Source organism: Haloprofundus sp. MHR1, assembly GCF_005155585.1.
Classification (GTDB): domain Archaea; phylum Halobacteriota; class Halobacteria; order Halobacteriales; family Haloferacaceae; genus Haloprofundus; species Haloprofundus halophilus.
The window spans coordinates 51831-77224 of sequence record NZ_CP039833.1; the positions used below are offsets into that span (position 1 = coordinate 51831).

Annotated in this window: 12 protein-coding genes, 1 tRNA gene, 2 rRNA genes and 1 pseudogene; 11 read left to right on the top strand and 5 right to left on the bottom strand. The window is 57.2% G+C overall.

Annotation, left to right across the window (positions count from 1 at the left end; translation table 11 throughout):
• Positions 1-13: 13 nt before the first annotated feature.
• The 5 genes from FCF25_RS00220 to FCF25_RS00240 all read left to right on the top strand — a co-directional run bounded on the left by FCF25_RS00220 (position 14) and on the right by FCF25_RS00240 (position 6940).
• Positions 14-2929 (top strand): 23S ribosomal RNA (locus FCF25_RS00220).
• A gap of 163 nt (positions 2930-3092) precedes the next feature.
• Positions 3093-3214 (top strand): 5S ribosomal RNA (gene rrf / locus FCF25_RS00225).
• Between the two features lie 109 nt (positions 3215-3323).
• Positions 3324-3399 (top strand) — tRNA-Cys (locus tag FCF25_RS00230).
• Positions 3400-3710: 311 nt separating this feature from the next.
• Complete coding sequence (locus FCF25_RS00235) at positions 3711-5963, top strand: PAS domain S-box protein (RefSeq protein ID WP_137046907.1); 2253 nt, start codon at positions 3711-3713, stop codon at positions 5961-5963.
• Between the two features lie 116 nt (positions 5964-6079).
• Complete coding sequence (locus tag FCF25_RS00240; protein WP_117594229.1) at positions 6080-6940, top strand: hypothetical protein; 861 nt, start codon at positions 6080-6082, stop codon at positions 6938-6940.
• Between the two features lie 102 nt (positions 6941-7042).
• Here FCF25_RS00240 and FCF25_RS00245 read toward each other — a convergent pair whose 3' ends face one another.
• On the bottom strand, positions 7043-7933 hold the full coding sequence (locus FCF25_RS00245; protein ID WP_137046908.1) for a universal stress protein: 891 nt from the start codon (positions 7931-7933) through the stop codon (positions 7043-7045).
• Between the two features lie 94 nt (positions 7934-8027).
• On the opposite strand from FCF25_RS00245, the gene FCF25_RS00250 reads away from it, so the two are divergent.
• The gene (locus tag FCF25_RS00250; RefSeq protein ID WP_117594233.1) at positions 8028-8378 is read left to right on the top strand and encodes a hypothetical protein; all 351 of its coding nucleotides are present in this window, start codon (positions 8028-8030) and stop codon (positions 8376-8378) included.
• Between the two features lie 63 nt (positions 8379-8441).
• On the opposite strand, the pseudogene FCF25_RS00255 reads toward FCF25_RS00250, so the two are convergent.
• From FCF25_RS00255 to FCF25_RS00270, 4 genes and pseudogenes are all read right to left on the bottom strand, one after another.
• Positions 8442-9001, bottom strand: a pseudogene (locus FCF25_RS00255) (hypothetical protein); the annotation flags it as partial.
• Positions 9002-9178: 177 nt separating this feature from the next.
• Positions 9179-9994, bottom strand: a complete 816-nt coding sequence (locus FCF25_RS00260) for a hypothetical protein (protein ID WP_137046909.1) — start codon at positions 9992-9994, stop codon at positions 9179-9181.
• A gap of 462 nt (positions 9995-10456) precedes the next feature.
• A complete protein-coding gene (locus FCF25_RS00265; RefSeq protein ID WP_254425870.1) occupies positions 10457-10906 on the bottom strand; it encodes a phospholipase D-like domain-containing protein in 450 nt (149 codons plus the stop codon).
• Entirely contained in the window at positions 10878-14927 is a 4050-nt protein-coding gene (locus tag FCF25_RS00270; RefSeq protein ID WP_137046910.1) for a DEAD/DEAH box helicase, read from the bottom strand. Before FCF25_RS00270 ends, FCF25_RS00265 begins: the two co-directional genes overlap by 29 nt.
• A 447-nt stretch (positions 14928-15374) precedes the next feature.
• On the opposite strand from FCF25_RS00270, the gene FCF25_RS00275 reads away from it, so the two are divergent.
• The 5 genes from FCF25_RS00275 to FCF25_RS00295 are packed head-to-tail and all read left to right on the top strand — an operon-like array spanning position 15375 to position 25386.
• The gene (locus FCF25_RS00275; RefSeq protein WP_137046911.1) at positions 15375-20033 is read left to right on the top strand and encodes a DEAD/DEAH box helicase; all 4659 of its coding nucleotides are present in this window, start codon (positions 15375-15377) and stop codon (positions 20031-20033) included.
• The gene (locus FCF25_RS00280; protein ID WP_137046912.1) at positions 20030-20962 is read left to right on the top strand and encodes a hypothetical protein; all 933 of its coding nucleotides are present in this window, start codon (positions 20030-20032) and stop codon (positions 20960-20962) included. Before FCF25_RS00275 ends, FCF25_RS00280 begins: the two co-directional genes overlap by 4 nt.
• A complete protein-coding gene (locus FCF25_RS00285; protein WP_137046913.1) occupies positions 20959-21786 on the top strand; it encodes a hypothetical protein in 828 nt (275 codons plus the stop codon). The genes FCF25_RS00280 and FCF25_RS00285 overlap by 4 nt, the downstream gene beginning before the upstream one ends.
• The gene (locus tag FCF25_RS00290) at positions 21783-24719 is read left to right on the top strand and encodes a hypothetical protein (protein ID WP_254425871.1); all 2937 of its coding nucleotides are present in this window, start codon (positions 21783-21785) and stop codon (positions 24717-24719) included. Before FCF25_RS00285 ends, FCF25_RS00290 begins: the two co-directional genes overlap by 4 nt.
• Entirely contained in the window at positions 24709-25386 is a 678-nt protein-coding gene (locus FCF25_RS00295) for a hypothetical protein (protein ID WP_137046914.1), read from the top strand. Before FCF25_RS00290 ends, FCF25_RS00295 begins: the two co-directional genes overlap by 11 nt.
• The last annotated feature ends 8 nt before the right edge of the window (positions 25387-25394 follow it).

Consider the following 25394-nt stretch of genomic DNA (forward strand, 5'->3'; position numbering starts at 1 on the left):
CCATCACTATACCATCGTATGGCTACTTTGCCATCTGGTGGATAGCTCGGCTCGAGAACCGAAGAAGGACGCGCCAAGCTGCGATAAGCCTCAGGGAGCTGCATGGAAGCCAAGAACTGAGGATCTCCTAATGGGAATCCCTTCACAATTGCCTTTGCGCAATGGGGAACGTCGGGAACTGAAACATCTTAGTACCGACAGGAAAAGAAAGCAAACCGCGATGTCGTTAGTAACGGCGAGTGAAGACGACACAGTCCAAACCGAAGCCCTCACGGGCAATGTGGTGTTCGGACTGACCACCATCGACCAATCATCGACGAGAAGTCTTCTGGAACGAAGCGTGATACAGGGTGACAACCCCGTATCGTCGACGAGCGGTCGTGGGTCAACTCCAGAGTAGCGGGGGTCGGATATCCCTCGTCAACATGGCTGGCATCCTCAGCCAAGACTAAACATTCCTCGAGACCGATAGCGAACAAGTAGCGTGAGCGAACGCTGAAAAGCACTCCGAGAAGGACCGTGCAATAGAGCTTGAAATCAGGTGGCGATGGAACGACGGGGCATGAAAGGCCCCTCAACAAACGACCCGGAAGCGATTCCGCAGTAGGACTTGAGGGGAGCCGATGTCGCGTCGTGCGTTTTGAAAAACGAACCAGAGAGTGTACCTATTCGGCGAGTCTAACTCGATTATCGAGGAAGGCACAGGGAAACCGATACGACCGCAGCCTCACGGCCAGGGTCACCGTCTTCAAGGGCGGGGAGCCGAGTGGGTACGACCCGAAACCGAGTGATCTACACGGGGGCAAGGTGAAGCGTGGCGAAAGCCACGTGGAGGCCTGTTAGAGTTGGTGTCCTACAATACCCTCTCGTGACCCATGTGTAGGGGTGAAAGGCCCATCGAACTCGGCAACAGCTGGTTCCGACCGAAACATGTCGAAGCATGACCTCAGCAGAGATAGTTCGTGAGGTAGAGCGACCGATTGGGAGACCCGCCTCCGAGAGGAGTCGGCCTCCCTGTCAAACTCCGAACTTACGAACGTCGTAGAAGCTGGGAGTCCGGTTTGCGGGGTAAGCCTGTGAACCGTAAGGGAGACAACCCAGAGCTGGGTTAAGGACCCAAAATGTGGACTAAGTGCAATCGAAGATAGTCTCGAGCCCTAAACAGCCGGGAGGTGAGCTTAGAAGCAGCAACCCTCTAAGAAAAGCGTAACAGCTTACCGGCCGAGGTTTGAGGCGTCGAAAATGATCGGGGCTCAAGTCCACTTCCGAGACCCGGCGGTACTCTTACAGAGTAATCCAGTAGGTCGGCACTCTGAGCGGGTGGAAGCACGGGTGAGAACTCGTCGTGGACCGCTCAGTGACGAAAATTCTGGTCACAGTAGCAGCGAGAGTCGGGTGAAAACCCCGACGGCCTAATGAGCAAGGGTTCCTCGGCACTGCCAATCAGCCGAGGGTTAGCCGATCCTAAGTCCCACCGTAACTCGAATGGGACAAAAGGGTAACTGGTTAATATTCCAGTGCTATCACCACTCAAAGTCGACGCCTGGGGGTAGATCGAGCCGGACAGTCGTCCGGTCGAATCACTAAACTCCGTGGAAGCCGTCATGGCACGAAGCGGACGAACAGTGAGACAGCGAAAGTCGATCCAACCTCGGGCCCGTGAAAAGACGAGCGTGATACTCGTACCGAGATCCGACACAGGTGCTCAGGCGGAGAAAGCCAAGGCCTGTCGGGATAACCGACGTTAGGGAATTCGGCAAGTTAGTCCCGTACCTTCGGAAGAAGGGATGCCTGCCCCTCACAGGGCAGGTCGCAGTGACTCGGACGCTCCAACTGTCTAGTAACAACACAGGTGACCGCAAATCCGCAAGGACTCGTACGGTCACTGAATCCTGCCCAGTGCAGGTATCTGAACACCTCGTACAAGAGGACGAAGGACCTGTCAACGGCGGGGGTAACTATGACCCTCTTAAGGTAGCGTAGTACCTTGCCGCTTCAGTAGCGGCTTGCATGAATGGATCAATGAGAGCGTCACTGTCCCAACGTTGGACCCGGTGAACTGTACATTCCAGTGCGGAGTCTGGAGACCCCCAAGGGGAAGCGAAGACCCTATAGAGCTTTACTGCAGGCTGTCGCTGAGACGTGGTCGCTGATGTGCAGCATAGATAGGAGCCGCTACACAGGTACCCGCGCTAGCGGGCCACCGAGGCGCCATTGAAATACTATCCGTCAGTGACTGCGACTCTCACTCCGGGAGGAGAACACCGGTAGCCGGGCAGTTTGACTGGGGCGGTACGCGCTCGAAAAGATATCGAGCGCGCCCGAAGGTTCTCTCATTCGGGTCGGAAACCCGAAGAAGAGCGCAAGAGCAAACGAGAGCCTGACAGTGACATTCCCAACGAGTGTCGCTGACACGAAAGTGTGGTCTAGCGAACCGACGAGGCCCATAGATGGGGCCCGTCGATGACAGAAAAGCTACCTTAGGGATAACAGAGTCGTCACCGGCAAGAGCACATATCGACCCGGTGGCTTGCTACCTCGATGTCGGTTCCCTCCATCCTGCCTGTGCAGAAGCAGGCAAGGGTGAGGTTGTTCGCCTATTAAAGGAGGTCGTGAGCTGGGTTTAGACCGTCGTGAGACAGGTCGGCTGCTATCTATTGGGGGTGCGAGGTATCTGACGTGAACGATCGTATAGTACGAGAGGAACTACGATTGGTTGCCACTGGTGTACCAGTTGTCCGACAGGGCAGTTGCTGGGCAGCCACGCAACACGGGGTAAGAGCTGAACGCATCTAAGCTCGAAACCCACATGGAAAAGAGATACCACCAAGGTCACTCGTAGAAGACGAGTTCGATAGACTCGGGGTGTACGCAACGAGGCAACGAGTTGTTCAGCCCGCGAGCACTAACAGACCAGCCATCACTCATACCGCATGGGTATAGAGGTTTTCAGACGCTGCATTCGTTCGACCGTCGAACGGGTCCAGGCGTTTACTGGATTGCACGTACAACACGGTTCGAGTAAGCCCAAGACATTCGTCTTGCAAGACCGACTTTGGAAGCGAGAACGGTTCGACTCCGTTCGTCGGCGTTAAGGCGGCCACAGCGGTGAGGTAACACCCGTACCCATCCCGAACACGGAAGTTAAGCTCACCAGCGTGAACGCAACTACTGGAGTGCGCGAGCCTCTGGAAACACGTTCTCGCCGCCTACCACTCATACTTCATCCACCACCCGCAGAGCGATAGCACCGCTCCGCGGGTCGTTTCTATTTCGAACCACATCGCTATCCTTAAGCGGACGACGCCAATACACTCAGATGCGCCAAGGTGGCAGAGTCCGGCCGAACGCAGCGGCCTGCAGAGCCGCCCATCGCCGGTTCAAATCCGGCCCTTGGCTTCTCATCGATTCGTCACAACGTCCACAGAAGCGACCGCGATTCGCACCGTCAGGTACCGTCGCCGGACCCGTTTCGGTCGCCCTCGCTCGTGCTCGACGTTATCCGGGACGTAGTCTGAACTGCAGTCGACCCGTCCACACCCAGTTCGAGAGAGATCTTCGAATGCTGCTGTAGTCGGTTTCTGTCTGCCAACTCTCTAACCCCTCGAAGGGATCGTGGGGGCCACCGACGTGGGTCGGTCTCCGTCGGGACGTCCCGTTTGTCTCCGTGATGCTTCCGATTTATATCAGGTGGTGCGGAATGGCCTGCTATGACGACGCCTCCGCTGAGTGAACTGGTCCCGTTCGGCGCCGAAACCCGGCCGACGAGGGTCCTCCTCGTGGACGACGACGAGGAGGCAGTCCAGACGTCGGCGGCGTTTCTCCGGCGGGAACTGGACAGCGCCGAGACGACGGCGCTCACCGACTCGACGGAGGTGCTCGAAGCGCTGCGACACGAGGAGTTCGACTGCCTCGTGAGCGATTTCGATATGCCGGGGACGACCGGCCTCGAACTCCTGCACGAGATACGCGAAGCGGGTATCGAGACACCGTTCGTCCTGTTCACCGGAAAGGGAAGCGAGGAGGTTGCGAGCCAGGCGATAACCGCGGGCGTCGACGAGTACCTTCAGAAAGGCGGTCCGGAGGTGTATCCGGTGCTCGCCAATATGGTGGAGAACCTCGCCGAGAAACACCGGGCGGAAACGTTGGTCCAGCGTGCGTTCTTGGCGATCGAGTCGGCGGAGGAAGCCATCGGAATCGTCGACGAGAACGGCGTCTATCGGTATCTCAACGAGGCGTACGCCGCGGTGTACGACCACACTCGCGCCGAACTGATCGGTCGGCACTGGGACGTGTTGTACGACGAATCGGAGGCCCGGCGGTTTCACGACGAAATCCTCCCCGAACTCGAACGGCGGGGGACGTGGCGCGGAATCTCGACTGGGCTAACGAAAGAGGGAGCCCCGGTCCCCGAACGGCTCGTCCTCACACGGATGGACGACGGCGGACACGTCTGCATCGTTCGGGAACTCGCCCGCGACGGCGAACTGGAGGCGGAACTGGCGCTCAAGACCCGAGCCCTCGACGCGGCACATCTCGGTGTCGTCGTCACCGACGCCACCGCGGAAGACAACCCCATCGTCTGGATAAACGAGGGGTTCGAGAACCTGACGGGGTACGGCCGCCGGGAGACACTCGGCCGAAACTGTCGGTTCCTTCAGGGGGAAGCCACCGACCCGGAGACGGTAGCGGAGATCCGGCGGGCGATCGGCAGCGAGGAGGCGATTTCGACGGACCTCCTCAACTACGACGCGAGCGGTGACCCGTTCTGGAACCGGCTCCACGTGTTTCCCATCGAGGACGGCCACGGGTCGGTCACGCATTTCGTCGGCTTTCAGGAGGACGTGACCGAGCAGAAGCGAAACGAGAGACTGCTGCGCGCGAGCACGATGCGGCTGGAAGCGCTGTTCGAGCACTCGCCGGACATGATCGCCATCCACGACGCCGACGGGACGATACGCGACGTCAACGAGCGAATCTGCGAGGAGCTGGGCTACACCGAAAGCGAACTCGTCGGGAGAGCGGTCTGGGAGATAGACGCGACCGCCGACTCCGAGCGTGCACGGCAGTTCTGGGCGGCGCTCCCGACGAACACGCCGCGCCGCTTCGAGGGGGCGCTGGAGCGACGAGACGGGACGACCGTCGCCGTCGAGGTCCATCTGATTCGCCTCGAGCTCGACGGCGAGGACCGATTCGTGGCGATGGACCGAGATATCGGCGACCGGAAGGCCCGCGAAGCGGCGCTCGTCGAACAGAACGAGCGGCTCGACAAGTTCGCGAGCGTCGTCAGCCACGACCTCCGAAACCCGCTGCAGGTCGCGCAGGGTCGACTCCAGCTCCTCGAAGAGGATTACGAGAGCGAACACATCCCGCACATCTCGCGCGCGCTCGACCGGATGGAGGCGCTGATAGCGGATCTCCTCGCGCTCGCACACGGCGGCGAGGCCGCGATGGAACTCGAACGAATCCAGTTGTCGTCGCTCGCGCGGGCGTGTTGGGAGACGGTCGAGACGGCGGATGCGACGCTCGTCGTCGACGCCGACGGCCACGTCGAGGCGGACCGAGACCAGCTCCGGCAACTGTTCGAGAATCTGTTTCGGAACGCTGTGGAACACGGTTCCGCAGGCAGTCGGCCCGCGTCCGACGACGATGTCGAACACGGCTCGAACGACGGGTCCGAAGCGGCTGACGACGATGCCGACCCGGTCACCGTGCGGGTCGGCCGAACGCCGACGGGCTTTTTCGTCGCCGACGACGGGCCCGGCATCCCCGAGGCGATGCGAGAGGAGGTGTTCGAGGCGGGCTACTCGACCGCGGCGGAGGGCACAGGGTTCGGACTCAACATCGTCGAGCAGGTTACGGAGGCTCACGGTTGGCGAATCGACGTCGTCGAGAGCGACAGCGGCGGTGCACGTTTCGAGATAACCGTCGCCGCCGACGGCACCAGCGACGCTCCCGAGTAGCGACCGTCGTCTCCGCGGGCACCGGCCCCGCGTTCGTCGATTCCTCTCGCGCCGACCACCGCGTTGCGGGTCCGCGAAAAGTAATTGTTATACCCCGTCTCTCCTTTGCCCAAACTATGCAACGACGCGCCGCAGCCATCTCCGTCGCGTTCTTCTTGTTAGTCGGAGCGGCCTCCTACTCGCTCATTGCGACGGCCGAAGAACCGACGATACAGTTCGAGAACGCCGAACACGAACTTCAGGAGGGTGACCAGTTCACTCAGGGAGGACAGCAGTACACCGTGACGTCGCTCGACGCGCAGGTCGAAGGCGGCGACCACGGCAGTCCGACCACGCTCTCTCGCACCGGTGAAATCGCGTGGACGAACGACTCCGCACGCTACACACAGACCTGGGAGAACAACTCCTCGGTGTCGGTCTCCAACGAGAGCTACCGCGTTCTCATCCCCAACGACTCCGACCCCGACAGCCTCACGCTCCGTGAGGAACTGAACCGCACGGCGCTGCTGCAGGCGAACGAGTCCGTCGACAACGAGATGGTCACGCGCGACGGCCAGCGGTACGTCGTCTACAACGACGGCAGCGGTAACCCGACGCTCGTCCCCGAAGACCAGTTCTTCCCGGAACCGGAGAGCACCCAGTACGACGAGGGCCAGCAGTTCGACTTCGAGGGTAACCAGACGACCGTCGAGAACATCACCGCCAGCGAGGCGACGCTGGCGTGGACCGCGCCGCAGAACAACACCGCCGCCCTCGAAGACCAGGCCAACGTGACCGTCGGCGACCAGCAGTACCTCGCCTACTTCCCGGAAAACGAGACCGTCTACCTCACGCAGGACAGAGCGAGCTACCAGGCACAACAGCAGGAGATCGCGACGTACAACCGTCACCTGAAAGGACTGCAGGGCGTCACCATCCTCTCCGGAGCGCTCGTCGTCCTGCTCATCGGTTTGGCGTACCTCCCCTCGCGGTACTGAAGCTCTCTCCCCGCGCGGAACCAGACGCAGTTCGGCCGCGTTCCCCTTCTTCCGACGCCACTTCGCGGCGATAGCCCGCCGCACGCTCGGCGACGCCCGGGCTCAGGTGTCGTCCCGCTGACGCACCGCGAGAACCGGAGCCGAGACGGTCCGGAGCACGCGTTCGGTCACGCTGCCGAGTAGATACCGTCGAACGCCGCTGCGGCCGTGCGTGCCCATCACCACGAGGTCGACGTCGTTCGAGGAGACGTACTCGCCGATCTCCTCGTGGGGAACGCCGTGGACGACGGTGGCCTCGCCGTCGACGTCGGCGTCGCGGGCGCGTTCGACGACCGCGTCCGCACCCGTCTGCGCCCGTTCCTCGAGCCGTTCGACGAAGCCGCTGTCGACGCCGCCGGCGTTGAACAGACCGCCCGCCTCCACGAGATTCACCGCCGAGAGCGCGTGGAGCTCCGCGTCGAACGCGCGGGCGATGGCCACCGCGTGTTCGGTCGCCACCGCCGCACAGTCGCTGCCGTCGGTCGGGACGAGAATCCGCTCGTACGGCGAGGCGTCGTCGTCGCCGTGGACGGTCATCACCGGACAGTCGGCCAAGCGGACGACCCGCTCGGCGACGCTCCCGAGGAGATATCGCTGCAGGCCGCTGCGCCCGTGCGTACCCATCACCACCGCGTCGACGTCTCGTTCGTCGGCGTCGGCGAGAATCTCCTCGTGCGGCACGCCCGTCCGAATCGACGTTTCGACGGGCACCGCCGTCGACGCCGCTCGTTCGTCGGCGTCGTCGAGCGTACGCTCTCCGAACCGGCGGAGGCTGTCCTGTACGTTCTCGGCGTCGCGTTCGTCGGTCGAAGCCGCGACTTCGTCCGGCTCGGCGTTGACGACGTAGAGCACGTGCACCGACGCGTCGGTCGCTTCCGCCAAGAGCAGTGCGTGGTCTACCGCCCGCGCCGCCGCCTCACTGCCGTCGGTCGGAACCAGTATCGTATCGTACACACTCGAACACCACGGAGTGGTATGTCATAACTCGATATGAATGGTTCCTGCGCCCGACGGTCGGATAGAAGTGCCTCGCGGTGCAACGGCGGGTGTGTCCGAACCCAACGACGACAACGAGACGCCGCCGGCCGCCGACGTCGACGATACGCCGACGGTTCGCTGTACGCGCTGCGACCGCACCTGGGACCTCGGTTACGAACTCGACGAGCTGAGCGTCGGCAACCAGTCGTTCGAGCAGTTCGCGCTCGACCACAGACGCCACACCGGCCACTTCCCCGACGACGTGACGCCGTGGGTCGCCACCTGCCGACGGTGCCCCGACGGCGACCAGTTCCTCTCCGAACACCCCGCGCGTCGGTGGGCGGAGACCCACGCCCGACACACCGGCCACACCGTCTCGCTCGACTACGGTGACGAGCAGTCCATCGTCGAACCGGAGTGAGGTCGGCGCGAGCGACAGAGCGGGGCCGACACGAGCAACAGGGCAGGGTCGGTGCGAGCGCGGTCAGCGGCGGTACGACAGCGGTTCTCGCAGCCGCCAGACGTCCGTCTCCGGGTCGAGTCGGTGCGGTTCGGCCCCTCGTTCGGTGAGGATGCCAGCGTGGTACAGCATCGCCTTCAACTGGAACACCGTCGGCGAGTGAAAGACGTCCCCCTCCCGAAGCGCTTCGAGCCGGAGGTCGCCGTCCCCGTCCAACACCCGACTGCGAACGTCCCGGGTTCCCCGAACGAACAGTTCCACGGTGAACGTCGGGTGGAGGACGTGCAGCCACTCGACGAGGTCGACGAGCGACGGGTCGCGGACGCCGTCCTCGTGCATGGTCTGCAGTTCCTCGACCAACAGTTGGGTCGCCGGGTACGCCCAGACGACGCGTCTCGTCAACTGCCCCACTCGGGGGCGAGGTCGCAGAACCGCGTTCTCGACCCGCGCCACTCTTCGAACGTCGACAGTGCGGCGTCGACCGAGTCGTATCGGCGCAGCGCGAACCGGACTACCTCCTCGCCGAGCGACGTGAGTTCGGTGCGGTCGGGACGCTCGTCAGTGAGTCCGAGGAACGCCGCACCCAACGGGTGGAGATGATGACCTTCGGCGTAGTACTCATGGCTGCCTTTCTGTCGGCGGTCACCACAGACTTAACACCGATACTCATATTCTAATTTCAAAGATTTCACCAACTCTGTGTTCCGGATAATTCGGCTGGTAGTCGTCTCAACCCGTGCGGGCGGTTGCGCATCTCGTGTCTATTCATCGCAGTCCCGCCTTTCTCCCAGCTTAGGATTCTTCTGGGCTTGTTGGGTAGCCTCCTCCAAGAATGATGGTGTTAGTGCCCAGGTAAACTGCTCTAAGTTCTCCGAAAACTCGAGACTAGATCGAGTCTTTCCCTTGGTCGTGAGGATGCCAGAATGCCAAAGCATCGACTTAAATTGGTGTACAATCGAGGGTCGATAGAGCTTGGGATTCCACAGTTCATTAGGTGTCGAATCACTCCCAGCTGGCTTCCAATCGAAGGAATCAATCTGTTCTCTCCTCTCAGACGTGATGAAACAACTCCGTGCGAATTCAGGGTCACGGTGGTAGATTTCTTGGACGAGAAGTGGTAGAGGGAGGGCAGAATCGCCTCGCACTATTTGAATCTCCTGCATGAGCGTGACAAGTCGTGCAACCCCTGGCTGGTTTCTCATCACTTCTTGTGTAATTGATCTCCACTCTGGGAACCTATCGAGGAATTTCGTTCGTCGCCTATAGAGAGAGCGAAAAGCTTCGAGTGCAGCCTGTTTGCTCCCGTGCTCAGTCGTTCCAACAGTAACTACACGCTGACCTAAGCCAGTAATCATGTCGACATCAGCGGTAGTCGTTATCAAGCCCAGATTCCGAGCCCCATCTCGAGATCCCTCTACGTCACCGTTGATCTTCTTCTCGTTCTCGTTTTCCATATTGAGGAGAGTAGCCGCCTCAATATCTAGTTCTGATGCGGCACTCGCAACTGCAATTGTATAGCCGAAGTAGTTTTTCGGGTGGTTGAGATTGAAATCGGGTATAATCGGACTCTCTTGCATTTAGATGCCAGCTCGGTGTGCGATTATTTGAGTCTATCCTGATTGTCCGTCGTATCAGAATTGGGCTAAAGACTTCAGTTACGGAACAACTCTATAGTGCGTGGTAAGACTCTTCAAATCTCATTTACACGATTGAAGAGTTCACACCCACTTCGGTTCCAAGAACCGTTGTGAATGAATTTTTCGACTATAACACCAAGTATTACCCACGAGGGCTAACTCGAGTTGCGGAGGGTCGGTAGCCAATAGCCTAGAAAGGATCAAATACGTATCGAAGGCTACAGTCAGTAACAGCGCCGATTATTCTAATACACTTCGTTCATGTTCGATAGACCGGTCTCTTGCTGTTGAAAATAAAACCAAGACTTTCTCGTTGTATCGTGGATGCTTCCAAGTCTGTTTCGATATTCGAGGTAGCCAAAGTCCGTCTGTTCGTCAGACACAGCGACTGAGAATTGGCGATTACTCTTTTACAACTGCGAGACCCAGCTCCGACTTCAGATACGTCGCTACGTCCTCGTACTGATTCTCGACGATTTCACAGAGCTCTCGGTTCATCAGAAGGCCACCACGAGTGATGTTTGCGGATCCGATATAGACGTATCCGTCTGTGACGATTGCTTTCGCGTGCAGGTCGTCGACTTCAGTGACCGTTGCGGACTGACCCATCCGTGAAAGAATGAACTCGTTGTGAGATTCTCCCTGTCTCACGTAGACATTTAGCTCGGTCTCGAATCGACGGAATGCCTCCGAGAGGGGCATTCGTCTGTTCTGAACGTCTGTTCCGAGTGGGAGGCGAAGTTCGACATCGCTCAGCCACGGTGAGCAGATCGCCACGCGGTCGGCGTGGACGAGTGAGTATCCAAGCAGATACCGGAGCCCGCTAGAGGGTAACGAAAACGCTCGTACCATCGTAATCACCTCCCGGGAGTGCCTCGATGTCGAAGATGCGCGTGACGACTTCGTCGCTAGGAACTCGTTCGATAATCTGCTCTCGAAGGAGTTCGAGGAAGACGTAACTGAGTGCATCTGATTGGTCGTGAGGGGAAATACATTCGGAGAGATGGAGATTATCGACACAGCCGTCGATGTCCGGCGAGAAGAACAGTCGTTCCGCACGTTCGTACCCGTCGAAGTCCGGATCGAGTTCTGAGACTGCTACACGGGGGAACTCGTCGTTTCCAGCGACGCGCTCGCGTGCAACCACGTGTTTTATGTGATATGCTGTGCGGCGGGACGTCGTTTCCTCTTTTGCGAGCTGGCCTGCCCGGTCGATCGAGGACCGTACTTCTTCGACGACGAGGTCAACGATGTGGTCGAATATCGGAACGACATCGGACTCTCGTACGAGTGTTTCGATTGTCTCTCGATCAGGTGATACAGGAGGTAATTTTTCGACGAACTCCGAGTCGGCCCACAGACGTTCGTTGAGCACCTGCGGGTTGTACGAGATCCGAGTAATCGACTCGAGAACAGTTGCGGGGTCCTCACGGAGGTCGTCGAAGACCATGTCAGCGATTCCTTGTCCTCCCTGCGAGCGTTCGAATACGTACACCTCTTCGTTGTCGAGGTCGACACCGTAGAAGAGGCTGTTCGGACTGATTCCTGCGAGGTCGGCGACGAACTGCGTGTAGAAATGAGCAGCCGTGTGTGCGGCTACGTAGGTCGGCGAAGTCTCGTCGAAACTCTTGTATTGGCGTACTCGTTCCTGTATCTCGCCGTCTGCCGCAGCGTCAAGGAACGTACTGATATCGAATAGGAGACCACGTGTGTCGAGGGTGAACCCGAGCGTCTGCTGAGGTGCTTCTATTTCTCGCTTGATTCGGTCACCACCGGTGAAGATGTATTCATTCGAGCTTCGATTGTACGTTGCAGGCGTAATCTCGAGAGATGTACCGGTCAGTCGTACCTTCCCAGAGATGTCCGCGAGCGTCACACCTCCTCTCGTCTGCTCCTCACTTCGTTCGGTTAACGTTGTTTCGACGTTTGGACTGGCATGGATCTTGCCCAGCTTCGAATCATTGTGACGCAGACAGCTACTGTCGTCGATAATCTGGAGGCACTGCGGACAGTAGCGAACAATGTTGAGCGCTTGAGTGCCACTCAAGTCCGTAATATCAGTGAGGATAATCGACTCTGGTATCAGCAGATCAGGGCGTTCTTCACCGTCGATGTCGCTAAAGTCGAAGCGGACTGTACCGTCCTCAATGACAGTCTTTGGTACGAAGGCCTGGAGGTGACCTGCGTCCTGTTGATACTCACTACGAAGCGGTGTGTACGAGTGGACGAGTTTGTCAATCGGTTCTTCTGACCCTCCAATCCGATTCTCGTCGCTGAAGACGGTGAAGTACTTACCCGCGTCGTCGAAGTAGTTGTCCGGGATGTACCACACCTCGTCGCTCAACGCTTTTCCGCTCGCACGAAGGAACCGATCGTAGTAGTAGCCACCCCGAAGGAGGTGTTTGATGAAGTAGAGACTGAGGTAGTTCGTCTCGATTTTGTGATACTTGTGCACCTCCTCGAGCGCCTGCATCAGGTAGTAGACCTGTTTCTGTTGACGTTCGAGCTTCCCGATCTCGTCGTCATCAGTTAGCTCTCTCAGCTCCGTGACCTGCTCTTGGATATCCTGCGCTTGGAACTGGAATCCTCCGACGTCGACGCCCTGGCTCTGGGCCTGATTAGTCACGAGCATGACGTCGCCGGTGATATGGAAGAGGTTCGGTAGCAGAGCTTGGAACTGGTCGGCAAGAGCGTCGGTTTCCCCTGCATCGTCGGTAGCTGCTGCTCTCAACGACTCCAGCTTCTCTTCGAGGGCCGACAGTTCACTCTCCTCCAGTATCTTACTCGGGTGAGACCGACACGTCTCAATCATCTCTACCCGTTCCTGGATAAATCGAAGGATGTTCTCGCGAACTGCCTCGGTGAGGGAGACAACCACCTCGGTACCTCTGTTCCCGTCGGTACCGGCGATGTTCGTCCGTTGATTCAATCGCTCTCGTTCCCCCTCTAAGGTGGCGAGGAGGTTCATGACCGGTCGCTGTCCTGTGAATGCATCAAATGACTCATAGATGTCGAACTCGCGAGAGAGAATTTTCGAAGGGTTGGTGAGTAACGTATAGTAATCTCCCCACCCGAGTTCGTCTACGAGGAACGCTTTGTAGAAAGCGTCTTTGTCCTTTTGCGTCGAAATGTACCCTTCGTCAAGTATGCCGCTCATGACGGCATAGAACGTCTCGAACTGGTCGTGAATCCACTCTACAACCTCGTTATCTGTTTTGAGCGGCGTTCTAATTTCAGATCCGAGGAATCGGTCAGCGCGGTAGAACATATTGGAGTCGGCTGTGAGGTCTGAGAGAAAGACGAAGATGTGAGAATCGGTCCCCTCTTTGCGTGCTGCGCGCCCGGCACGTTGGACGAACGAGGAGAGATTCCACGGCGTTCGGTACTGAGTCACGATCGTAATGTCCCCGACGTCGATACCCACTTCGAGGAAGTTCGTCGAGAGGAGAACGTCGCTCTCGGTAACGGACGCATCGAACCCTACGTCAGAGTAGACGGAAGCGAAATCGAGGTTCTCGTTGAGGAAATCGTAGCCCATCTCCTCTGCCACACGTTCCCAATCGTCTGCTTCTCCTGACCCGACGTGGTACTCCCAGAGCTGTCTGTTCTGATCGGCGTCCTCCAGTTGACTTCTCTTCTGATTTACCTGACTGATGCTGTCTATGAACGAGAGAATCTTCCCTTGAGGTGCGTCGTTCTGTTGCAGCAGACCATGACCGAGTAGCATGATCTGTTGGATGAACATCGATGACACTCCTGGACCGTCTGCCGTAGATTTCAGGAAGTAGTAGTGTTCCTCGTCGTTGTGGTCTGTGTCGAAATCGGACTCAGCGGGGGAGACGGATTCGATTCGGCTCGTCGGGACCGGGAAGATCTTCCCTGTGAAGCGTTTCGCATCGTCTACGGTGGCGCTCGAGCCAAGCCAGAGAAGGGCGTCGTCGGTAACCGACTCGATGTTTTTCACGATGTTCGCAGTGTGCGCACCTCTGAGCCCAGTGTAGAGGTGGATCTCGTCGAAGACGATCGTATCTGCGTAATCTATGATATCGTAGTTGGGCTTCAGCCCGAAGAGTTCTAGTGACTCTAACGTAGTTAGTAGAAGATTCGGCTGTCCGCCGTGACGCATATCGGTCCGGTTGAGAATCAGTTCACGGCTGGTAAAGGAGTGGGAGGGGTCGTTCTCACAGACGAGTTCGTATCCATCGTCCCCACCAGTGAAGATGAACGAGTGATTCTCATCGTCGTCTCCGCACCAACAGTTAGCCAAACGGAATTTGCTTCTTCCATTCGACCGTTCGAAGAGCGCAGATTGGTTTTCGACATCCGATCGATCGTACGGCGTGTCCCCGGTCCAGATTCCGACAGAGAGTTGGTCGTTACTGGTCGTTTTGATCTGATGAAGGTGTTTGAGTATTCGACCGAGCTGGTCTTGGAGGAGGGCACGGCTCGGATAGACGAGGACTGCCATCTCCTGGCTACCGTCACGGAGTAGTTGGTACAACGGTCCGAGAAACGCCTCCGTCTTTCCAAAACCAGTCGGTGCAGAGAAGATCGCACCTTGGGAGCGATTCTCTCTTTGTCGTGTCGCGTCGAGGTCGCGAACTAACCGCCAGCTGTCTGCCTGAAAGTCGAGTGGATCGAATCCAAATATCTCGACAATTTCGTCGATGAACGGGTCCTCTCCCCTATACTTGTTCTCTTCTACGTCTCGCCGCTTCTGTGGCTTCCGGGTGTACTTTAGCGCGTCTGTGACGTACCGAGGGTTTTCATCGTCCGGTCCGAAGATCTGCGTGTTCTCTAAGAGGCCCCGCAGGAGCGGTCGAATATCCTCGTCCATCCGCGAGGGATTTGAATTGCGGTCGAAATACTTCATCAGGCTGCTTACTCCTTGCAAGTAGTGACTTCCTGTTCAATGCTTCGACAAGCAGCGTTTGTTTCGGTCGAGGAAAGATAGTACCGATAACGAAACCACTGGCGAATCTAGGCACCTTCACATCACCTAAACAACGGAGGTGTTCTGTCACCTTCTGACTTGAATTCTAGCAGAAAGAAAAGTCGAGCAGTAGACCTCACGTACTCTCTATTCTATCAATTGAGACTATTGGGCGTGTTAGTGTGGACAGCTATAGACAGATCAGGAAAGATAATTGTGGAAGAGTACACCCGAGTTGAAGATTGAAGCTCCAGACGAATCGCTCGTGAAACAGATTTAATAGCTCACTCAAAAGGTAGCAACAACAACAATAGAATGCAATCTCCACAAGACACTCTCGACGCGGCGGTCGGTAGGGCTGCCGAAATTACGTGGTGGAATCGCCGTATGACGAAACTCTCAGGCATCGACGGAATCTCGAACGCACAGTCGTTCGTCTCCGAAGAGCTCATCGAACGAAAGGGTCCGTTCGTCGAGTTCGTCGATGCTCCAAAGTTCCACGAACAGACAGCCGCCGCGTTCCTCGACGAACTCGGCTACGACGAAACGATTACAGAGACGATTATCGCCGAACTGTTCGGTGGTAACGGATCCGGATCGCTGTATCAACACCAAGCCGAGATGATTCGGCAGATCGAGACGACGAACCGTGACAACATCCTCGCAGTGCCTACGGCAGCTGGTAAGACGGAGGCGTTCTTCCTACCGATTCTCAACTATTGCCTCTCGACAGACGAGGAAGGGCTGAAGTCGATTATCCTGTATCCGATGAAGACGCTGGGTGTCGACCAGCTGAACCGGTTCATCACCTACCTCGATCACATTAATCGAACACGCGACCCTGACGACCGGATAACGATCGGCATCTGGGACTCCGACACTCCACAACGAGTTGGAACACGGAGTTACGAAGTCGAAGAGGGATCGTACATCAGAGGCCTCGTAGATCCCCGAGATGAGAGTGAAAAGCTTCGTGTCCTCAGTAACACGAGTGTCGGAACGGACGACAACCAGTACTCGTGGATTCGAGTCACCCGCGAGGCCATCCGACAGGGGGTAGATATCCTCCTGACCGTTCCGGAAGCGCTCGATTACATGTTCGTCTCGAACAACGACGAGACGAGAGGTCTGCTCGGTGATCAGCCCGGTGATCAACCCCTCAAACATATCGTCTACGACGAAGCACACGTCTGGAGTGGGATACAGGGGGCAGCAGTCTCGCTCTTGTCCCAGCGGTTGAAAGCGTTTTACGCCGACAACGACCCGCAGGTGACGATGGTTTCCGCGACAGTCGATAACCCGCGATCGCTCGCTGCATCATTAGCTGGCGTGGAGACTGAGCCCGAGGATATCAACGCCGTCGAGTTCACCCCACGAGGTTTTCGGATCAACGGTGAGCCTTCGTTCGACCGCTTCGCACCATGCGATTTGAGTGACCTCACCCACGCGCTCGCAGTCGCTGCGCTCGATGTCGAGAACGCTGAGGCCCTCGTTGAGGAATTGGACGTTACGAACGGAATTGCGACACTCGCTGAAGTCGGCCTCGTTGACCGCGACCAACTTACGGTCTCTTCGGATGCACCTGAGTGGGTTGTCAAGCCCATCGTGAGAACTGTCGCGGAGCTACAACAACAGGACGAATTCACAGATAATGATGACGTTCTTCGGTCGAAGTCGGGACGAAGCCGAATCGTAGAGGCCGTGATCGAAGAGAGCGGATTCACGAGCGGGTGGTACGACTTCGTCATCGACTCCGTTCCCGAAGTGGCTGCGTTCACCGAGTGGTTCGACACAGGTACGACTGGTGTTGTCGGGTTCAAAGCGTACGATGCGTTGCTCGAGAACGCCGCAGAACGAGGCGCAGACGTACCGAAGGGTACCGTCGAGACCATTATGGCGTTCGGTCGACTCGCCGGTATCGTGACCGAGAAGTACCATGTGTTCCTCAAGCCACCGCACAGGGTCTTCTGGTGTCGTAGATGCGAGAGGCTCACGCGAGACGAGCGGTGTTCGGAGTGTGGGGACGCGCTACCCGAGGTCCAATTCTGTCGAACCTGTCACGAGCCGTACGTGGAACTCGAAACCGAGGAGGAAGAGGTATTCGTACCAATCGAGTCGGCGTCACGGTCCGAGCACTGTCCCGGATGTGGTGGACGTCCAAAGCTCAACGACGTGGGTGTGCCGACATCTTCGCTTCTCTCGTACATGCTGACCGAAGTCTGCCACGTGACTCCGTCGAAGAAGACCCTCGTCTTCTCCGACTCTCACAGCGCAGCGGAGAGCGTCGGTGACACGATTATCGAGACGGAGTACGGCCTCATGGCGCAGACACTCTACCTCGAAGAACTCATCAAGGAGGGTGGGAGGGCCGATAACTACGACCTGTACGTGACGGTCGCATCGCGACTTCAGTCGGAGTACTGGGACCCGCTCGTCCAGAACCAGATCGACGAAGACTCTGAGGCGTACAACTTCCTGCAACCGCTCCAGAAGACGATCAGGAATCACGCCGGTCTCTCGAACTGCGATGCGCTCCTCGATAGCGCACTCGTCACTGGAGACGTCGTCGCCGATCGGTCAGACCCCGTCGAGATGACCATCGCCCACGAACTGTACAAACTGTTCGTGCTGAACAACGCGTCGTTCACGTACAACAGAGTCTCGTTCAACGGTCTAACGCGGTCGAAGATTCTCGATCGATTAGACGACCGACTCACAATCGAACGTGGGCGAATCGACGATCTTGTCGATGACGTGCTCGCGGACATGCTCGAAGCGGGTATCGTCTCGATCATGCCCTTCGACGACGTCAAACAATCTGTAGACTCGTCGAACGCAGACGATTCCAAGCTCGAAGAGCTTCGGGCGTACCTCGAGTCAGCACGAGAGCAAGTCAACCAGATGGGAGTACTCGACGAGCCGGCTGACAGCGGTATCTTCACTAGGATCATCACGAAGGATCGATCTGAACTCGTTCTTCTCCCGGAAGTCGCGTTCTGCGAGGAGTGCTATTCGTCACATCCGGTGACCCAAGATGGGGAGGCAGTTGACCACTGTCAGCATTGCGGTGATTCGATTGATGTGTACCGCCGGTTCTCCGAGACGAGTGACGGCACGCTCACCGCAACGCCGGGCTACGCTGATATCGACTCAGAGTGGGAGTACGCCCTCGACCACTGGGCACACGACGTAACGCGACCGATTCAGAACGGACAGTCTCCAGAGTTCGTAACGGTCGGAATCCACAAAGGGAACATCCCGCACACCGTCCGGGGGGCGATTGAGGAGAGTTTCCGGAAGGAAGACCCCGACGTAAACATCGTGAGTTCGACACCGACGATGGAACTCGGTGTGGACATCGGGAGCCTCGACACAGTCGCTCAAGTCGGAGTCCCGCCGACGCTGACGAACTACGTACAGCGGTCGGGGCGTACGGGACGGACACGGGGTAGTTCCTCGCTCGTCATGACCGTCGTTCGTGGTCAACACCCTGTCGACGGCCACTACTACGCCAACCTCGACAGCTACCTCGGTGGCTTCGAGCCGGTCCGTGTTCCCCATCCGTACGATTTCGACGAACTACTCGCCGGTCACGTTGCGACCGAAGTGTTCGCCTACCTCGCGCGGAACCCCCACGAGACGAACGTCTTCATGCGGATGTACAGCATTCCGGAGCCCGAACGTGAGAACCTCACCAAGTTTGTATCTGCTGTCCAGGAGCGGCTCGGAATTCTCACGGAGTTCATCACGGAAGAGAGAGCAGATGTCCTTCGCGAGCACGTCGGCGAAGTGTTCGGTGACCGCGGCGTCGAAGTGTTCGATCGAATCTTCTTGGACGGGGGACCACTCTCTCTGTCGACTCGTAGCGAACAGACGTTCGGTCGACTGCGAACCATGTCGAGCGGTGCGACGGCGAATCGTGACCTCACGCAGAATGCGAGCCGATTAGATCAGTGGCTCGACAGGCTCGGCTACCTCGCCAACTATCGGTCGTTCGGTCAGTCCTTCCCAGTCAAGTTCAGCGGGTACAGTGACGAAATCTCGTTCGAGAGCAGCGGACGACTCTACGACATGTATCCCGGTGAGGAGAACGACCTCGGAGCGTTAGTTACTCTCCACGGGACTGACTACCTCGTAGGCGACGTCCGCGGGACCCCGACGGCGCTCGCCGAGGTCGCTATCTGTGACAACGAGGAGTGTGACCGTCGCTTCCAGAGTTACGATACCAGTGAAGTAGAATGTCCCCACTGTGATTCGGAGCTCAAGACGACCGAGGTCCACGGAATCGCTAACGTAGAGTGCCAACTCGCCCGTGGGGCACAGAGTGGTTGGCGGACCCACGGCCAGATGTCGACGTACATAGAAACCATCGACGGGGGGATGGAGACGAAGGAGACGACACTCTTCGGGCTTCCGTGTGAAGTCGAATACGGGCAGTACGAAATCACCGACTTCGTCTACGCCTTCGAACGAGGTCACTCAACCAGTCCGGATACCACGGTCATCCGGTCTGAAGCGCTGATCGAAGAGGACGAGAGTGAGACCTCGTCGTCGAGTGGTCTTTCGTGGCGTGACCGTCTCAACGAGGCGGAGGCGCAGAAGTACCGCCCAGTAGGGCAACAGTACCACACCCAGGGGCTCACCCTTCGATTCAATCGCGAAGCACTCGAAGAACGATACAACCACGCGACCCACGACTCGAAATCGTGGCCACAGGCGCTCACCAGCTTGGAACAAGCGCTTCAGCGTGCTGTCGCGATTGTTGCCGAATGTGACCGTAGTGACTTCCGGATCAAATCGACGACGACTGGCGACACCGTAGAAATCTCCCTGGTCGACAGTCGGCAAGGTGGTAATGGCATCACGTGGCGCGTCCAAGAGAGCCTCACTCAGGTCGGTGCACGGGTGGACGAAATCGCCGACTGCGACTGTGTTTCCTACTGCGACGAGTGTCTCCTCCTCTCGCGGACGCCGGCTCACTACCTCGAGAACGACTTGCTCGACCACCGGACACTCGCTGCGATTATCGGGGTGGCGAGCGCGTGAAGCTCGCTGCGGTCAAACGTCGTCTCGAGGCGAACGAAGTCGCCTTCATCCACGACCCAGAGGGTAGTGTCCACTTCTGGAAGCTCCGTTCGCTCCCGGCGCTTCAGCACCTCGGCGTCGGAGATTTCACGTATCCAACGTCGTGGCGACAACTGAAGCAGACGTGGGAGTACGAGAAAGGAGGGAGGCAGTACGAGTTCCCTGGATGTGACTACCACGTCGTCGGAAATATGGACCTCACAGCTGACGAGGACCTCGCCGTAGTCACGACGAGCTACTACGAGCATCAGACGAAGTATTCGATCAAACAACTCGTGGATCGATACACCGTCAGCGAGGGGTCGCTAGTCGTCGTCGCGGACGACCGCACGTTTCAACCCGTCGGCGGAACTCGCCCGCTGTACCAAGAGCAATTCGTCGACCGTGTCGGGTCCTACGAGCGTGTCTACGAGGCAATCGAAGAGTCGTACGCCGACGCCGGCTGGCAGCTCCCGCTTCGAGATACGAAGAACCTCTTCGCACAGGACAATGCGGTTCTCTACAAGCTCGTAGAGGGAACTCGTCTCATGACTGTCGAGGAGCTCCTCGATGTGTTACCGGATGCGCCTTATCTCCCAATGTATGGGACATTCTGTGAAATCTTCGCGGCAGCAGATGCACAGGGAAGTGGGCCACTCGAGAATGACGACAAAATCGAGGCGCTAGGTGGGTGGCTCAGACGACGCATCGAGTGGGACCGTCAGGAGAGCATCCAGATTGCGCGAGAACTGAATCGGGCTGTCGCTGACGACGTCGAAACGTTCGATCTTTCGTATGCAGCGCGGAGCCCCAAACATCGAAAAGCGAAAGAGGCGGCGAAAGAATTGACTCCCGAAGCGAATGACATCGAATCGAAATATCACGACTGGTTAACGAACGATCTACCATGAGCGAAACTGAAGGTTACATACTGAACACGGTACAGACACCAGCGCCACTACAGACCGTCTATCGATCGATCAAGCGCGGCAACACGACGAAGGAGTCAGTCCAAGAGGATACTGACCTTCCAGAAAATCTCCTCTCGCAAGGGTTCGGAGGCCTACAACAGATCGGTCTGATCGGGCGCGAGGAGCCCGACTACTACACCATCGACTACCCCTGGGAGACCGGAGATGACGATTTGAACTTTCGTCTGGCCGCCCTTCACCAGCTTGCGTCGAGTGCAACGCCGGATAGCTGGGGGAAACAGTCAGTCGTCTTGCTGAACTATCAATATTTACTCGAAGAGAACATTCAGACGTTCAAGTCGAATGCCGAGTCGACATATTCCCGAATGAATCGCTTCGCGAGAGAGCGAGGGTATGAACCCCGCTCTCAACAGGGCCCAATTGACATGAATGAGCCTAAAATGATCAACTGGTCCCGCTTAGCGAGATTTCTGGGTCTCATCTACAAAGCCAGTGGTCGTGTCTATACGACGTATCCAGATGAAGAGTTGATTTACGAGTCAATCAGACTCGCCTCGAACGCCGCTGGCCGTGAGAGAATTACGATCCAGTTCTACGAAGAGTGGCTCAACGACAATTTGCTTCTCGTAGATATGGGCCCTGATGGCGTTCCTGCCCCACTTTCGCGTGTCCTCTTCAACCTCGTCGCAGACGACCGGATTAGAATCGTCGAATCAGGGGACGCTGGGGCGATTAATCTCCAACAGGTTCCGATTCGACGTGGAATCGACAGTCAGGCAAACTCTATCGAGGTACTCTCATGAGCAGCTATGCAACACCGGTAGAGAGTGAGAACGGACGCTGTCCTCACTTCGATGCAGTCGATGAAAAGACGCTACGAAGACTCTTCAGCAAGGTCGCTGCCGTTCGGTCTGAGGACTACGACCTCTTTTCGTTTACACACCGTCCGATGGAGGTTTACGACGGGTCTGACCCACGCACTGAACGAACAGTCAGTGAAGACCACGTCTACAGGCAATTCTCCGAAGAACGAGAGGGGAACTTCGTCGTCGTTATCGAAGGTGTAGTTGGAACGGGTAAATCCGAACTCTGCGCGTATCTCTCGCACCGGCTCGAAACAGAGGACGATCGGCCAACTCTTCACATCGACAAGAACGACGACCTAATGACGATCCTCTCCGATCGTATTCCCGAGTTCTACGAGGAACACTTCGGTGAGGAACTTCCGGGCGCGAGCGAGTTCAAGAACCTCAAATCAGACATCGAACACAACCCACAGACGGTCGCTAACAATGCAACGTCTGGTGCGATCCTGAATCTCCGTCGGTTGGACTACGAAGTCGAGACGACCGCAGACCAAGAGAACGAGATCCGTGATTACGTCGCGGACAAACTCGTCCAACTCGTCCAGCGGGGAGAGTACGACCGGAAAGTCCAGTTCGTCGGCGAGAAGGAGTTCGAACAGAACGATTACTTACAGATCTTCGAAGGCGATATTCAATCCAGCGAGGCGGCGAGTGCCTTCGATGCAGAGCTCTGGCGAGAGATTCGAGACCGGTACGACACCGCCTCACTAGATCAAGTCCTGGAGCGAGTCGGTGAACGATTCGAGGATACACGTCCAGTACTCGTCTTCGAGGACTTCTCGATCGCTGCGATGGAAGCGAAGAAGCTCCGGAATTACATGGAGCGTGACAAAACGAGCGACAACTGGGACTTCATCATTGCCGGTACGCACGACTCGACGGAAGTTCTCCATACTCAGACTGCGGGTGACCGTTTCGAGTTCTACCAAACGAACACCCCCAACTCCAACAGTGTACCTTTCCTCACCGAACAGACAGCGGTCGATTTCGTTCGGCCATATCTCGGCTATATAAAGAATCACGACGAGAGTGTCCGGTACGACCGAGACGACGACTCGTTCGACCTGAAACCTGCACCGGCAGGATCGATCTGTGCCGAGTGCGGATTCTGCGACGAGTCATTCCGTGATCTCTTCCCGTTCAACGAACCGTTCCTCCGGCGAATCTACACGGGCCTCGAAGAAGATCAACAGTCGCCGCGCGAGCTGATCATGGTCGTGTTCGAGGTTCTTCGAGATTTCTACGACGGAATCATCGAAGTACCGTCAAGCGCTGATGTTCTCAAGCCGCTCCGGAACACCGTTTCCGTCGCAGACGCTGTCTACGACGAAGCTGAGGAGTACGCTGACTTGGCGAAGTGGTACGGCGTCGAAGAGGATACCGTAGTAGTCATCGACCGAAAATTTGTCGATGCCTTTGGCCTGCCAGTCGACGGACTCCCCGATGAGATTGAAGTCGGTTCTCAGGAGGTACGCGTCAACAAAACTGGTGGCACTAACCCTCCACCAGAGGGATGTCCAAACTGTCATGCACCAGTGTCGAAGTTTATCACTGAATCTGATGGGACGATTAAATGCGGCGAATGCAGCGAAATAATAAGTAGGGGGCGTAGCTCTCTTGAGATAAAGATAGAAAAGGCGAAACAAGAGGTCGACTCTTGGCTCGAAAAACCTCAAAAGTACCCAGACACGAATATGTATATTCGGCGGGGGCTCAGAGACCTCCTCAAGGACCTTACTGACGACTTCAGACTCTACGAGGGCCAGCCTCTGCGATACAATCTCAGCAGCGAAAAAGCCCCATTCGTGTATCCGGACTCGAACGATGCACCGCAGTGGGATCAAATTCTCCTCGACCGGGAGGATTTCCAGCGGTCGGACCTCCGACAGTTAGTTGAATTTGGTGTTCGGCGAGTTGAGAAGCCACGAAGCGCCAACTACGAGAAGATGCGTGAGCGCATCGGCACGCAATTAACCGGATACGCAAACCGCTGGCGTCAGCGTATCTTTGAAACACAGCTCGACAACGAAAACGTGTTGTACAAGCAACATGCACAACTGGATTTCTCTGACTTCCTGCTCGCTTCGTATGCGACGCTCGTTCTTCTCGACAACCCGACGAAGCCAGTAACCGCCGAACGACTCAACGAACGGTACCAAAGCGATGAGAGTCTCTCACTCGATCCGGACCTTAAAAAGGCGCTAAAAGGAGTAGCCGACAAAGCTGACTATCCTCACTTCTCGAACGCGATGGATGACGCAGCGTACGTCGAGTCGCTAGTCGGAGAGGTCTTCGGTGTTTCTGCAAGTGCCCTTGACGTGCCGAAAGTTCGCCGACGACTGGACCGCAACTCACCATACAAAGTGTTACAGATGCTCGGTCGCGGCTACATTCAGAACATTGAGGCACGAGTGCGGTTCGAGACCGGACACAACGTCAAGGACTTCGCAGATACGATGTACGACGTACGGAAGGTACTCGACGAGGTTGTGAAGCGAGGATACGACGATGAGACGGTGGACTACGTTACATCGACCGTAGAAGGGACAGATATGGACCGGGTCGCCGAAATATACGATAGCCTGCGAACATACGATGGTGTCGACGCAGAGTTCCGTGAGGCGCTCGGAAAGGTCTGCCGGCATTCGAACGAGGACGTCGTGGCTGCGGGGGAGACCGCTCGACTCGCCCATGAGTTGTCGTCTGGAGACAAGTTCGATCGGATTACAGCTGCACTCGCAAGTCAGAAGCTCTCGAACCTCAAGGTAGTTACGCGCTTCCGAGGGGTCCCCTTTGCAGGCAAGGGAGGAAGTAGCGGCGACTCGATCGGCGGCCTGTTTCAGGAGGTGAGTTCGCACTATGTCGAGTAAATCATTCGAGCAGAGGCTTGAGGAGGTTTACGAGAAGTATCAACACAGCGAACTCGAAAACCGGTTGAATGATGTCGCCCAGACGATGGAAGAGACGGTCCTTCAGCGAGTTCTTGCTGAGGAGTTCCTTCATACGGACATCGAGATCGACGTGAGAGCAAAAGAAGCCGTTGAAGAAGCGAAAGCACACCTGAACGACGGCGACCTCGATTCACTCTCAGAGGAGATTGAGGAGTTAGAGCAGATGGTCGACGAAGAGGAGCGTAAGGTAGACAACCGTATCCAGGAAGCCCGAATCTCGATGTCGAAGAAGATGAACGGGATGCAGCGGTTGAACCAGCGTGTCGAGCGAGTTAGCGAAATTAAGCTGGAATCGATCGCTAGTCTTCTTGACGACTGGAATTGGAAAGAGCAGGTCTACCGCAACGACGACGCAGCTATCGAGACGCTCAAAGACCGTTCCCGTGAGTATGGTTCCGACATGCGACGGTTCTACGAAGAAGCGAAAGCTGATCTCTTCGGACCGTACAAGGACACTCCGCTGGAGGGAATCGTAGACGGTCTACTCGACGATGAGCGCTTTGCACTTGACGACTTGAGCGACGCCCAACTCCAACAACTCCGAGACTCGGACTTGGAAGAGCACGTAGAGTTGTCACTATCGTAGCGGCCATC